Annotated in this window: 14 protein-coding genes; all 14 read right to left on the reverse strand. The window is 38.0% G+C overall.

The annotated features are described in order from the left end of the window. Position 1: 1 nt before the first annotated feature. A complete protein-coding gene (locus ACTFWY_RS12890; protein ID WP_003127721.1) occupies positions 2–808 on the reverse strand; it encodes a PTS system mannose/fructose/sorbose family transporter subunit IID in 807 nt (268 codons plus the stop codon). Continuing rightward, positions 798–1,685, reverse strand: coding sequence for a PTS mannose/fructose/sorbose/N-acetylgalactosamine transporter subunit IIC (locus ACTFWY_RS12895; protein ID WP_439927002.1), 888 nt, complete (start codon positions 1,683–1,685; stop codon positions 798–800). Before ACTFWY_RS12895 ends, ACTFWY_RS12890 begins: the two co-directional genes overlap by 11 nt. 10 nt (positions 1,686–1,695) lie before the next feature. Further along, positions 1,696–2,175 carry a PTS system mannose/fructose/N-acetylgalactosamine-transporter subunit IIB gene (locus ACTFWY_RS12900; RefSeq protein ID WP_003127719.1) on the reverse strand — a complete coding sequence of 160 codons (480 nt, stop codon included), beginning with the start codon at positions 2,173–2,175 and terminating at the stop codon, positions 1,696–1,698. Beyond that, positions 2,172–3,953, reverse strand: a complete 1,782-nt coding sequence (locus tag ACTFWY_RS12905; RefSeq protein WP_439927000.1) for a glycoside hydrolase family 35 protein — start codon at positions 3,951–3,953, stop codon at positions 2,172–2,174. The genes ACTFWY_RS12900 and ACTFWY_RS12905 overlap by 4 nt, the downstream gene beginning before the upstream one ends. A 46-nt stretch (positions 3,954–3,999) precedes the next feature. Next, positions 4,000–4,995, reverse strand: coding sequence for a tagatose-bisphosphate aldolase (gene lacD / locus ACTFWY_RS12910; protein ID WP_439926998.1), 996 nt, complete (start codon positions 4,993–4,995; stop codon positions 4,000–4,002). Between the two features lie 15 nt (positions 4,996–5,010). Further along, positions 5,011–6,180: an SIS domain-containing protein gene (locus ACTFWY_RS12915; protein ID WP_439926996.1), complete on the reverse strand. Its 1,170-nt coding sequence runs from the start codon at positions 6,178–6,180 to the stop codon at positions 5,011–5,013. Positions 6,181–6,195: 15 nt separating this feature from the next. Further along, positions 6,196–6,930 carry a GntR family transcriptional regulator gene (locus tag ACTFWY_RS12920; protein WP_060814969.1) on the reverse strand — a complete coding sequence of 245 codons (735 nt, stop codon included), beginning with the start codon at positions 6,928–6,930 and terminating at the stop codon, positions 6,196–6,198. 652 nt (positions 6,931–7,582) lie between these two features. Then, positions 7,583–8,284 carry a hypothetical protein gene (locus tag ACTFWY_RS12925; RefSeq protein ID WP_439926993.1) on the reverse strand — a complete coding sequence of 234 codons (702 nt, stop codon included), beginning with the start codon at positions 8,282–8,284 and terminating at the stop codon, positions 7,583–7,585. Between the two features lie 157 nt (positions 8,285–8,441). Beyond that, entirely contained in the window at positions 8,442–9,281 is an 840-nt protein-coding gene (locus tag ACTFWY_RS12930) for an MBL fold metallo-hydrolase (protein WP_439926992.1), read from the reverse strand. A gap of 423 nt (positions 9,282–9,704) precedes the next feature. Beyond that, positions 9,705–10,883: a tyrosine-type recombinase/integrase gene (locus tag ACTFWY_RS12935; protein WP_060814972.1), complete on the reverse strand. Its 1,179-nt coding sequence runs from the start codon at positions 10,881–10,883 to the stop codon at positions 9,705–9,707. Positions 10,884–10,985: 102 nt separating this feature from the next. Continuing rightward, positions 10,986–11,297, reverse strand: a complete 312-nt coding sequence (locus ACTFWY_RS12940; protein WP_060814999.1) for a helix-turn-helix transcriptional regulator — start codon at positions 11,295–11,297, stop codon at positions 10,986–10,988. A 351-nt stretch (positions 11,298–11,648) separates the two neighbouring features. Further along, entirely contained in the window at positions 11,649–11,894 is a 246-nt protein-coding gene (locus ACTFWY_RS12945; RefSeq protein WP_060814973.1) for a helix-turn-helix domain-containing protein, read from the reverse strand. Then, positions 11,888–12,289 carry an RNA polymerase sigma factor gene (locus ACTFWY_RS12950; protein WP_060814974.1) on the reverse strand — a complete coding sequence of 134 codons (402 nt, stop codon included), beginning with the start codon at positions 12,287–12,289 and terminating at the stop codon, positions 11,888–11,890. The genes ACTFWY_RS12945 and ACTFWY_RS12950 overlap by 7 nt, the downstream gene beginning before the upstream one ends. 229 nt (positions 12,290–12,518) lie before the next feature. After that, positions 12,519–12,792, reverse strand: a 274-nt coding sequence (locus ACTFWY_RS12955; protein ID WP_427817132.1) for an LPXTG cell wall anchor domain-containing protein, incomplete at its 5' end; no start/stop codon positions are given.

Genomic DNA, 12,792 nt, shown 5'->3' on the forward strand with positions numbered 1-12,792 from the left:
TCTACTTCGAAATAACTCCTAACGCCGACAGTGCCACACTGACGATCAATACGACGAAAATTGCTTTGGTTGATGTCATGTTTTTCTTTCCTAACATCCAATAGACAATGCCGACAATAGCTGCTGGTAAGAGCCTCGGCAAAATCATATCAATATTGTTTTGCATATTCAATGTGACCTCACCAATACTTGGTGCCCAAGCAAATTTTACATTGACCATTGTTGCCACTAATGCTCCTACCATAAAAACACCCAGTAATGTCGCTGCATCTGTTAATGCTGTTAAGCGGCTTTGCATGGTTGTCACAAGGGAAATACCTTCTTTATAAGCAAATTCCAGTTGTTTCCAACGAAAGATCATGACTACGATTTGTGCAGCGATCCAGATAAAGATGCCGATCGGATTTCCATTGATGGCCATATTCGCAGCCAATGCACCAAAAATCGTTGGCACTAGGGCTGCGAAAATCGAATCACCGATCGCTGCGAAAGGTCCCATCAACCCGGCTTTCAACCCTGAAATGGTATCTTTTGCCTGAAATCCCTCTTTTTCTTCGATCGCTAGATCAATCCCCGTGATAATGGTATTGAAGAAATTTGATGTATTAAAAAACTGTGTATGCGTTTTCATCATTTCTTTTAATTCAGGGGTGTTGTCCCCATAGATTTTACGTAGTTGCGGCAAAATGGTGTACAAGTAACCTGAGCCTTGCATCCGTTCATAGTTCCATCCTAGTTGGAAACCAAATAGGCTGCGCCGATTGATTTGTTGGAAGTCTTTTTTCGTTAATTTAACATTAGATTTCATCGTCTTCAATCTCTCCTTCCGAATGCTGCTCGTTTTGTGCGGTATTAGTTGCTAGACGTGCTTGTCCATTTTTGTAGCTGATAGCGGCAAGTGCGAAACCAATTAGTGCGATTGCCAACATTGGTAATGCGTTGAAGGTACCGCTGAAATCTTTTACAACACTTGCTACACTGCTGCCCAATAGTTGGATATTGCTAAATACCGTTGTTAATAATGCTGTCAAAACAAAGCCTAAAATAAGATAAGGAAAATGTTTTTTTACTGGTAAATAACGAAGTAAAATTGCAAAACCTACAGCTGGTAAGACTGCTCCGGCAACGGATAATCCATCGCCTAACCACTTTAAATCACCATTCAAATAACTAACAACGTTTTCGACTAATCCGCCACCGAAAGCCAACGCGAGAAATACAGGAACAAGTCGTGATAGCGCCCACGGTGCTGCGCCCAACAAAAAGTTTCGTTCGATGGCTTTGAAATTCATATTTTCCACGTGGGTATCGATTCTATGAGCAAAATACGTATTCGCAAAACGAGCTAAAATATCTAATTGAATCATCAAACTAGCTACCGGTACAGCAATTGCAGCAATTGCCTGTTCTGGATCCATTCCTAATGCAACAGAGAATGCCGTGGCCAAAACCGTTCCCGAATTGGCGTCGATCCGCGAAGCACCGCCAAAAGTTCCTACACCAAGGACTGTCAGTTGCATACTACCACCAATCAATAAACCGGTTGTGATATCTCCCATCACTAACCCTGAAAAAAGACCAGCAAAAACGGGCGCACTCATTGAAGAATAGATCTGTAATTCATCTAGAATCTGATAACCTGCATATAATGATAATAATAAAATTTGCCACCAATGAATTTCCATATTGATTCTCCTATCTTTCTAAAAGGCTCATAAAGTTTTCAGCTTTATCGCTAGGGACCATTTGTGCAAAAAGTTTCACACCTTTGCTAGCAAGTTCTTTGAAATCAGCAATATCTGCGGGAACAACATTGATTGACTTGGTAATAGACTTTGTTTCAGCTGTTTGGGACATGTTTCCAACATTTATTTCAGTGATCGGCACACCTAATTCCACTAGTTTGAGCAAACGGTCAGGTTTTTTAGCAACAATCAACAACCGTTGAGAATCATATCTTCCAGCCAAAATATTGGCAGCTGCTTTCTCAATCGGCAAGATACTTAACTTGACCCCTGCAGGCGTTGCTAATTTCAAGCCACTCTTTTCGATTGGATTTTCTGCTACATCGTCGTCCACAACCATAATTCGGCTAATATTCAGCTTGGTCGTCCATAAGTTTGCCACTTGTCCATGAATCAATCGTCCATCAATACGTACACCAATAATACTCATACTTTTTTCGCCTCCATCGTTTTATAAACCGGTTCTTTTCTCAAATGTACTTCTTTTGCAAAGCAGCCCTCCGTTTCAAAAATAATGATTGTATTTTCCCCGTGATTCAAAAATCCGCTTGGTACGTACAATGATAAAATGGGGCCCACTTCCCAAAAGCGTCCAACAGTGACATTGTTGACCAGAACAACTCCTTTACCGAATCCTGTCAAATCAATAAAAGTATCTCTTTTTTCCTCTAGCACAAAGGAATAACGATAAAACCCGGGTTGTTCTGGATGCCAGTCCCGCGTAAAATCAATTGCTGGTGACTTACTGAAGTCTAGCCAGTAATGAGTCCAGTTGGTCACAAAGTGCAGATCAGCCATCACACCTCTACGAATCCCTTTTCGCTGGGTCTCTGCTGTCAGCTTATGTCCATAGTTGACTCGTCCCATATTTTCTACTAGAATATCCAATTGATTTTCTTCTGCCGCTTGCTTAATCAATAAGTCTTCACCAATTTCTCCCTGATATTGCGTTGCAAGGAATGTTTCATTCAAGAAAATCTGGGCACGATCATTTCCATCAATGATCCGGAGCTTTTCTGTTTCCGCGTCCCGCCGTTTCTTCGTGCGGTACAACAAATAGCCATAAGGATGGTCCAATTGTTCCATCGTTTGCGGATAAACCGTCTTGACCGGCTGACTGATTTGATCGATAACAGAAAACAAGCTGACTTTATCTTGTAGTTGAAGTTCCATTGATAGAGATGTTTTGCTGCGCGGTTCGTGCTGTTCATATTCTGGAAAATGTTCTTTTAGCATTTTCTGCAATGCGTAATACTTTGCTGTCGGATTCCCTTGCTCATCCAATGGTGCATCGTAGTCATAGGAAGTGACCTGCGGTAAATCGACTGCGCCTCTAGCCGAACAACCATTCATAAATCCAAAATTAGTTCCCCCGTGAAACATATATAAATTGACACTACCGATTTCCAAAGCTTCTTTGACTGATTCAGCGAGATCATCTGGGTCTCTCCGAATAATTGGTTCATTCCAGCGATTGAACCAGCCAGCCCAGAATTCCATACACATCAAAGGCCATTTTTTGTTGTGCTGATCAAAAAAATCCTGCATCGCTGCAAAGTTTTCTTTTGCCGGGGAACCAAAATTCCCTGTGACCAATACATCATCTTCAATCAAGCTGCCAGCTCGTAAGGCGGCTTGCCAAGGACCATCCGAAGTAAATAAAGGCATATCAATGCCACGGTTTATCAGCATTTCTTTGATAGCTCTCAAATAAGCTTTTTCTTCACCATATGACCCATATTCGTTTTCCACTTGGATCATTAGAATGTTCCCTCCATGACTCAACTGGTAGGGAATGATTTTTGGAAGTAATACATCGTAGTATTCCGCCACATGCGCTAAATAGCTCGGATCACATGCTCTTAATCGTCCAGACTCCTTTAGTAGCCAAGCAGGTAACCCGCCGAATTCCCATTCGGCGCATATATATGGAGAAGGTCGCAGGATGACATACAGACCAAGCTCTTGTGCCAAGGACAAAAAATGCTCTAAATCAAGAATGCCTTCAAACTGAAATAACCCTTTATGCGGTTCGTGCAAATTCCAAGGCACATAGGTTTCGACGGTATTAAATCCAAGCGCTTTCAAATTATAAAGAGAGTGCCTCCAATCATCCGGATGGACCCGAAAATAATGAATCGCACCAGATAGTAGTTTAAAAGGAGAACCATTCATTAAAAACTCTTCTTTTATTTCAAACGTAGACATGTTCTGCTCCCATTCATTAGTAGTCAGCTTTGCAAGGTGAATTGCTCTATTGGACTGGTTGTACTACTTTCTCATGCCACGAAACGGCAGTTTCTCTTATCACTTCATTCAATTGACGAATGTTTTGTGTCCCTTGTTCTGTCAGCCATTCTAAAGTTGCCGCTTCTCCTTTTTCAACAAAAGGAGCGACTGCATCTTTCCAAGTTGCTCTGCCACAGAGTACACCGTTGAATCGTGCCCCAGCATCTTTGGCAAAACGCAATGTTTCCATGAATAATGCCGCTGAGACCCCAGCACTTAAGAAGATATATGGCAAATCTGTTGCGTCGCTTTGTTCTTTAAAATAAGCGGCAGCTTCTTGACGTGTATAGGCGATCTCCCCTGTTGCACCCCCTTCAACAAATGACATGTTTACTGGTACTTCAACCTTTAAGACATCTACTTTATACTGGGTTTTCGAGAATTCTTTCATCATTTCGATCACTTTGCGCGGTTTTGCTTTGGCATAGGAAAGCGATTTCGTATTTACATTTTTAGCATCATATGACAATAACTCTAAATAAAATGGCAGTCCTTCAGCCATGCATTCGCTTCCAATTCGTTCAACAAAAACTTGCTTGTGAAAATTGATTTCCTCTTCTTCATCGCAATCGTAATACAGCAAAAATTTCACCGCATCAGCACCTGATTCTTTAAACCGAATAACTGAACAATCCGGAAGCAAATCAGGAAAGCGACCAGGAACGGTTTGATCGTAACCGGTTTTCTCATATGCTAGCAAAAGACCGCTCTCTGCTGCACGTTTTTGTGCAGCAGGCAACCCATATTCTGGATCCAATAAAATGGCTGAGGCATAGGGCGTCAATTCTTGTGAAATCAGGGTTTTAAACCGCTCAATCGTTTCTTTCGTCGCTTCCATCCCTAAAGCTGACATCATTTTCTTCAGTGCACCACGCTGATCAATCGCCAGGGCGGTAATAATGTCTTCCGGCGTCGATAAACGTTCCATTGCTTGTCTTTTATTTTCGGACCATTCTAACATGCTTCACACTCTTTCCTAATTTTCATATGGATAAATCGTTACACCTTTGACCACACGATTGACTGTTCCACTTGGCGATGGTGTATCTGGTGTATTACCAACCTTTACCGAACAAAGTAATGCGATCGTTTGGGCTACCATGATATCTGCTAAAGCAAGATAGCCATCCGGCAGTAACGAATCTGCAGCTAACTCAAAGGAATCACCACTAAACAATGAACCCTTTTGACCAATTCCAACAACGCGTTGGGCAATACCGTCATTTTTGATTTCGTCCAGCATATCTACATCGTATTTCTGCGTATATGAGTCATTGCTGACAAACAGGAAAACCAATGTTTGCTCATTGACAAAAGATTTGGGACCATGTCTGAATCCTAAAGATGTATCAAAAACGGTTGCGATTTTTCCAGCAGTTAACTCGAGAACTTTTAATTGTGCTTCTCTAGTCAATCCGCCTAAGCTTCCCGAACCTAAGTAAATGATGCGATGAAAGTCTGATGCCAGATACCCTTGGATCTCTGATTCTCGTTGGATGACTTCTTCTCCTAGTCGGCTTAATTGATGAACATATCTTTCTTTTTGCTGATTGCTTGCTTGATCAAAAATAAGTAGCGCAGTCAGCGTCATACAGCTGAAACTGCTTGTCATAGCAAAACCAGCGTCATTGGCTTTGTTTGGCATTAGTAAAACTAGATTTTCTTTTTTTGTAGGCATTTGTGTAGCCAATAATCCGTCTGGTGCACAGGTGATCACGATATGATAGATCTTGTTGACCAGCTGATTGGCCATCTTAACTGCGGCTAGACTTTCTGGACTATTTCCACTACGGGCAAATGAGACCAAGATCGTTGTCTCATCAGGAATCAGGTATTCTTTTGGCGTAGCAACGATATCGGTCGAACCAATACTTTGAAAAATGAACTGATTCGTATTTCCTTGACTAGTAAGAAACGGAATTAGTGTATCCCCCACATATTGAGAGGTTCCGGCCCCTGTAAAAATGACGCGGATCGGTCGCTCTCCAGCATGTTGTTTCGCATCTGTAAACAAACGATCTAGATCTGTGACTGTTTCTTGATAACGGTCAAACGTCTCATGCCACAGTTCCGGTTGTTGTCGAATTTCTCGGGTAGTATTTTCTGCTCCTAGCTTTTGCAGTTCTTCTTTTGACAACATAAACATTTTCTTTCCTCCAATTCAGTTAGTGGAACGCAGATGCCTGATCTTATAATGAAACTTATCGGCCCGTGCCACACTTAATGTAAATTCAATCACTTCGTTCTCGAGATTATAGGTTGAGCGAACTAAATGGAGCACTGGTGATCCTTCTGGAATATTTAGCAGCTCACTATCTTCTTTCTGGGCAATACTGGCATAAAATTCTTCGTCAGCCGATCGTACCATTTGATTGAAATCTTCAGAAAACAAATCGTATAACGGTTTTATCGATAGCAGTTCCCGAGATAGTGTCATAAATAGCTTCACTGGCAAATAGGATTTCTCGATCATCATTGGCAGATCGTCGGCTAAACGCAAACGGTCTAACTGAAACAAAGGTTCACCTAATTGAACATTCATATGCCCCGCTAAATACTTGGTTGCTTCAATCTTCTTGAAGGCCAATATCTTGGTTTCAGGATGTTTGCCCATTGCCCGCATTTGTTCGGTAAAACTATATGCGCCAGCTAGATCAGTCGCATTTGTCCTTAATTCCGAAACAAAGGTTCCTTTTCCATGTTGTCGATAAATGTAGCCCATTTTTTCCAGTTCTTGCAATGCTAGTCGCACCGTCGTGCGACTAACGCCATAAAAACTGGTCAACTCTCTTTCTGATGGCAGCTTATCATGAGCGACCATACTGTTTTCGATTCGTTGTTTCAATATTTCTACCAGCTGATAATAAAGTGATTTTGATTGAAATGTATTTTGCATCGATGTCTCTCCTAACTGGTTATAACCACAATACAAGTATAGTAGTGGTATTTTTTATGAGTCAATACTAAGAACAGTTTTTTTTGTATTTTCATTTTTGGTCTTGTTAATATGATTGGTATCATTGACTTTAACAGGCATAAAAGAAAATGAAAAATGATTTTCCAACTATTTTCATTCAAGAACAACTTCTATTTTTTTATTTTTCGCACTTCAACTGGTATCTTTTTTTTATTAGCTACACTCCTTCATCAGCAAGCGGTTTATCTCAGACTATCAAAAAAAGCGAATCGAGGAGATCAAATATAGGTCCTCAACTCGCTTATTAAACTGACGATAGCGTTATACGTGCTAGACGATTTCCAAGTGGCTCAAAGATAGCTCTCCACCCCTGTCATATGCGGTAATAATCATTTCTGAAGCTGAGAGATCCGTTATTTGCTGATAAGTTCACCCATTGTGAGAAGTAATTGGCAACAGAGATCCCTTTTTCAGTCAATCACTTGAGATCCATCCATTCTTGCTTCATTCGACTATTGTGATATGATTGGCCATTGAATCAGCATGTTTCTGCTCCCTGCAATCCATTGAGCCGCAAGTAAAACAACCTGATTCAGTTCTAAAAGATGATTATTCTTCCACAATAGCATCTTTATCCTTCCCAGTTAATCGAATATAAGCTATTTAGAAATTCTTCCCATACTTCTTTTTTTATATCACTCTCTAAGACAAACTCAAAAACTTTTTCAATCTTTAAATTATCGTCATCTAGTCCTGCATACCATTTGTAATCAGGGGCCTCATTTTTCATACGATCCTCAAATAACTTTTCTATACATTTGTCAGTAAGAAAGTTATCTGTTTCTTGACTTGTTCGTTTGTAGAATTTCCATATATTGCCATTTGTATACAAAACTTTTTTAAACCATAGTATTTGTCCTAAGAGTTGGCCTAAATCTTGATTCAGTTCATTTCCTGGTTTTTTTGCTTTCTCAAATTCTGATATTAGATCGATCGATTCTAGATCTAATAGCTTCTCATCGACATTTTTTACTTCAACGCAGCCATAAATCAAATTTTTATTCGCTATATTTACACTTCCCCCGGCAAGATTATCTGAATTATCAAACCGTTCATCCAAGATGACAAAATCAGGAAATGAAGATAAGCCATAGAATATCTGACCTTTTGGACTCCTACTTCGCAAGCTTATATCTCTTAAAGATAGCCTAGACATGTTTTTGCCAGCCTTAATCATTTCCGCAACTAGATGATATAGGTCATTTTCAATCCAGTTTTGTCTTTTAATCAGGTTTAATTCTCGCATATAGTATTCAAATTTCTGATTTCTCATGAAAAATCATTCCTCTTTATTTACTCATTTCTCTAGCACCTAAATCTCGCTGGACATCGTTTCCCACTTAACACGCTATTTTCATGATCTATTTTTATTGTTTGCCTCCCTTTTGAGTTGTTGACATTCAGTATTCATGAATTAATCGTCAGACGGATTAAAGATGGATCTCCAACCCGTCATATGCGGTAATGATCATTTCTGAAGCTGAGAGATCTGCCATCTCTTGATAGGTTTTCCCTCCATTGTGAGAGAAATGATTGGCGACAAAGATCGTCTTTTCAGTCGCTAACTTGCGATCCATCAGCTCCTGTTTCATTTGAATATTTTGCGACCAATTCATATGATTGGCCATCTGGTCAGCATTGGTCTGCCCCGTGCAATCCATTGATACACAATCAAAAATAAACTTATTTGCTTCTAAAAAAGCAAACATCTCTTCCGTCAAGTAGCCTGTATCGTGTCCATAGAGAAGTGTTTTGCCTGTTGGATCTTTGATGACATAGATAAAACAATCTTCGGCAAAATGACCATGTTGTGCCGGTAAAGAATACACTTCATAGCCATTGATCCATGTTTTTTGATACGCTTCCAAAAGATGATACGTCAGGCGTTGTTCATCGTAACGTCCTTCCAATTGGAACGCTCGGTCATAAAAACCTTTCACATAGGCATTGCCATAGACAGCCAATTGAGTCGTGATCCCATTGGCATAGCCGGACATTCGATAAGCTAAATCTTCTCCGTAAAAATGATCTGAGTGCCAGTGGGTCAGCAATAATGCTTCGACGCGATTATAATCCACTCGACCACTCAATCGGTGCAGGTAACTGTCCCCAGGAAAATCGATCAAAAGCTTGCCATCATCCAATAACGCTTGCGTTTGGGTCCGAATCTCCCGGCCTTTTTTCTCCATCGCATGACGGCAGATCCTACAATTACAAAATATGGCTGGAACACGTTCTGCCGCAGCAGTACCCAAATAAGTGACTTTCATCCTCATCCCTCATTTCAATTTTTATCTTTGTTTAGGTATAGCATAATTTTTATCGACTTTCATGACTTTTTCGAGATTCTAATCAAACTTTTCTTCGGATTCAATCGAATCCTCAGTCAGAACAAAAGACAATTTTCGGGATACTGTTAAAAAATATGCAGCTACATGATCAGCCTTATTTACTTGCGCATAAGGTATTAAAGCAAATGATAGACCCCTCCTGACCAAAAGAAAAAAGCCCTTGAAAACAAGGGCTTTTGCTTCATCTGATAATAAATGATTAACGACGAATTTCTTTGATACTTGTGAAAAGTCATTAAAGTATTGATATAAAAGTTTTTCTCTTTTTCTGACTACACTTTGACTAAAGCATAGTCACAACACCTATTTTAGATTCTAAAATACCTGCACTTCTGCCAAAATCTAATTTTCTAATGAATCAAAAGCAAGCAAAGGCTTTATTCTTTCGTTTGATGTTAAATGCCGATATATTTTTGAAGTTGTACTATCTGTATGACCTAAACGATCCTTTAAAACATCCCAACTGCAATACTCAGCTACTAAACTAGCCATCGTATGACGAGCCAGATGAGTATGGAAATTTTTGTTGATTCCACATCTCTCTACACAGCGCTTAACGTGGTCATTTACATATTCACGACGATAAGGAACTCCACGCTTACCAGGATCAAGATAAACAAATAAATAAGTCTCGTCTACAACAAAATTGCTATTTCTTTTTGTTTTATTTAATACATCAATTAATTCGTGCAATTTCTCCATTACTAACGGTGTGACAGGTACTCTTCTAGCAGAACTAACAGATTTTGTAGTTTCAATTCGAAAATCTTTGCTTTTTCCTTTTACTGCCGTCTGCTTATAAAATAAGATTTCATTTCGTTCAAAATCTATATCTTGAGGTTGTAAAGCAAGTGCTTCACTCACACGACACCCAGTATAAAACAAAACATGAAAAAGAACAGACATGGGTAATTCTTCATAAATGATCCCATAATTTAAAAAAGTTCGCAATTCATCTACTGTTAAAAACTTATCTTCTAAACTATTAACAGACTCTTTTAAATCTTCAACTGTTAACTGATACTTAGGCATTTTTACAAACTCCATTGGATTTTCATTTATCAAATTCTTTTTCTTACAATATTTAAAAATCATATTTAGAACTTGAACAAGAGATTGTAAACTATTTTTAGCATAACCAACATCAATGCCGTCAATTCCTTTTTCTTTTAAAATAAAAAGGAATTTTTGTAGTTCTTCTGAAGATAAACTGCTTAATTTTTTATCACCAATCCATCGATTAAGTATTTTTACCTGTTCTTCTCGCTTATCATATGTTGCCCTCTTTTGTTCGTTTAGTGATCGATAATATTCAAACCACTTTTGACTAACCACATTGAATTTATCATTACTAGCAATTCTTTTTTGCTTATTTCTGTGTTGTTTTTCCATTTCAAGATAAGCTAGCTGAGCCTCACGCTTAGAATTAAAACCTCGTCTCGTAGTTCGAAAAGCCTGAAAGTACCAAGTAATTTTTCCTGTTGCAGTAATATGTTTTTTAAAACGACTCATATTTTCCATTTGTTTTTACCCCCAATTATGAAGGAACCCAACAATCGGAAACTCTTGAAAATCTTTCTATTTATAAAATAATTATACAATATACAGACGAAAAAATAAATTCTACAATTCTCGTAATAAACGAAACTGATCACAAAAGTATTCTTCCTTTCCTTTTTTTATCCACTCCAAAATATCATCTCTAAGGTAATGCCCTTTGATGCCAAACCAGCATCTTGGAAAATTATCTAGTTTTATAAGACGATTTAAAGTACTATCACTTATTTGAAATTGTTCTTTTAGATCTTTATTTGTTAAAACTAACGGTAGGTCATTTATTCTCTTTACTTTATTGATAGAATCCTCTAGCTTTTTGGGATTAAATAAACAATTTTCTAACTCTGATGAATTATTTTTATTGTTATTCTTTGACATGATTATCTCTTCCCTTCTATTATTAAGGATTAATCTATCAGCTGCCTTTGTCAAAAGCACATAGGAATTTCACCTCTCCCCAAGTTTACGGCGAGCCTTACGGAAGTATCATTATCCCAACCTCAAATCATCGCTTTTTATTGACTATAAAAATTATTTTAGAATATTTATCGCTCCTTCTTTATAATAAGAGATCATGGCGTAACTAAAATATGCTCCTTGAAGTGTTAACGTACTGATAGAATATATTTATTTTTCAATGAACAATAGGTTTTCTACCTAAAAGAATCCGCTAATCTAAAGTATTAGAAGACTCTTTTTGGTAGAAAAAGTAGAAAGGGGAGTTTTTAGCTAGTTAACTTTAAATTTCAATATAGCTTCTATTAATTTAACTTCTAATTGCCTTAGCATATATTCATCCACATAGGTAATAAATTGCCCCACCTCATTAAATCCATTTGTTAAACATAACTTAGCTATATAATTATGATAATGTTTGAGTATCATCTTGATCGAAATTGGATCTTCTTCTAGAGCAGATAGGATAATAGATAGTGGAACTAATGGATACTGCCATTTTTTGGGTTTATCTACCATAGGTCATACCCCATTTTCAATTGTTCAACTGCCTTCGTTCGTTGATACCAGATACCACTTGTACTCATATTGAGAATTCTACCGATTTCAGCATCATTAAAATCGGCAAAATAATAAAGTAGAATAATCTTCCTTCTTATATCCGATAACTGATCAATTGCTGCTGATAACTTCTGATCTGAAATTAATATCTCCATTCCAAATAAGAAATAGACATCTTGTTCATCAAAATTAGTTTGTGGATACTTCCCTTCATTTACATCATTCAGTGGTTCCTCATTATCTTTTATTCTAGTGTTTCGTTTTCGAATAGACTTAGCTTCGTTTCGTAATACTTTTTTGCAGTAGGCATCAAATTGGTGTTGTATAGATTTCTCATTGTAGTTTTGTTGCACGATAAATATGCTCCTTTTCCCCTTTCCACTAATACAACAATCAGAGAGTGCCTTTTTTTCGAAAAAACTAAAAAAATAATCATACTTTTTAGGTGGAATTTCATTCTCAAAAAAAAAAAAAAAAACGATTAGTATCACTAATCGTTTTTGAGTATTCCTTGCAAAAGCCAAATTACTTTTATAGTTAAAATTTGATATTGATAATCATCCTTCTTTCGGTAGTGGGTAATCATTTTGATCTTTCTATTCTACTTGATGATTTTTTAGACTCTCTCTTTTTATAATCAATTAGGCCTAAACTTCCCAACAATAGAAGACCACCAAAGATAGTAATCATATTTGTATCCTCTTCACCTGTTTTGGGTAACATTTTCGCTTTTTTAGCTTGTTTCCCTACTTGTGTAGTGTCCACTGGGGTGACGACTTCCACTTTACTTCCTTCTGGAAGATTGAGAATGTTGTCCGTTAGGTCAACTCCTTCTCCTTTATGAACTTCTTCTGGC

The organism is Enterococcus sp. 125944, from assembly GCF_051909435.1.
GTDB classification, from domain to species: domain Bacteria; phylum Bacillota; class Bacilli; order Lactobacillales; family Enterococcaceae; genus Enterococcus_D; species Enterococcus_D gallinarum.

What these genes read in the sequence shown, in the direction of transcription:
- ACTFWY_RS12915 (WP_439926996.1), bottom strand. Translation starts at nt 6,180, where the DNA reads ATGTTTATGTTGTCAAAAGAAGAACTGCAAAAGCTAGGAGCAGAAAAT.
- ACTFWY_RS12945 (WP_060814973.1), bottom strand. Translation starts at nt 11,894, where the DNA reads ATGGTAGATAAACCCAAAAAATGGCAGTATCCATTAGTTCCACTATCT.
- ACTFWY_RS12935 (WP_060814972.1), bottom strand. Translation starts at nt 10,883, where the DNA reads ATGGAAAATATGAGTCGTTTTAAAAAACATATTACTGCAACAGGAAAA.
- ACTFWY_RS12895 (WP_439927002.1), bottom strand. Translation starts at nt 1,685, where the DNA reads ATGGAAATTCATTGGTGGCAAATTTTATTATTATCATTATATGCAGGT.
- ACTFWY_RS12925 (WP_439926993.1), bottom strand. Translation starts at nt 8,284, where the DNA reads ATGAGAAATCAGAAATTTGAATACTATATGCGAGAATTAAACCTGATT.
- ACTFWY_RS12920 (WP_060814969.1), bottom strand. Translation starts at nt 6,930, where the DNA reads ATGCAAAATACATTTCAATCAAAATCACTTTATTATCAGCTGGTAGAA.
- ACTFWY_RS12930 (WP_439926992.1), bottom strand. Translation starts at nt 9,281, where the DNA reads ATGAAAGTCACTTATTTGGGTACTGCTGCGGCAGAACGTGTTCCAGCC.
- ACTFWY_RS12890 (WP_003127721.1), bottom strand. Translation starts at nt 808, where the DNA reads ATGAAATCTAATGTTAAATTAACGAAAAAAGACTTCCAACAAATCAAT.
- lacD (WP_439926998.1), bottom strand. Translation starts at nt 4,995, where the DNA reads ATGTTAGAATGGTCCGAAAATAAAAGACAAGCAATGGAACGTTTATCG.
- ACTFWY_RS12940 (WP_060814999.1), bottom strand. Translation starts at nt 11,297, where the DNA reads ATGTCAAAGAATAACAATAAAAATAATTCATCAGAGTTAGAAAATTGT.
- ACTFWY_RS12905 (WP_439927000.1), bottom strand. Translation starts at nt 3,953, where the DNA reads ATGTCTACGTTTGAAATAAAAGAAGAGTTTTTAATGAATGGTTCTCCT.
- ACTFWY_RS12900 (WP_003127719.1), bottom strand. Translation starts at nt 2,175, where the DNA reads ATGAGTATTATTGGTGTACGTATTGATGGACGATTGATTCATGGACAA.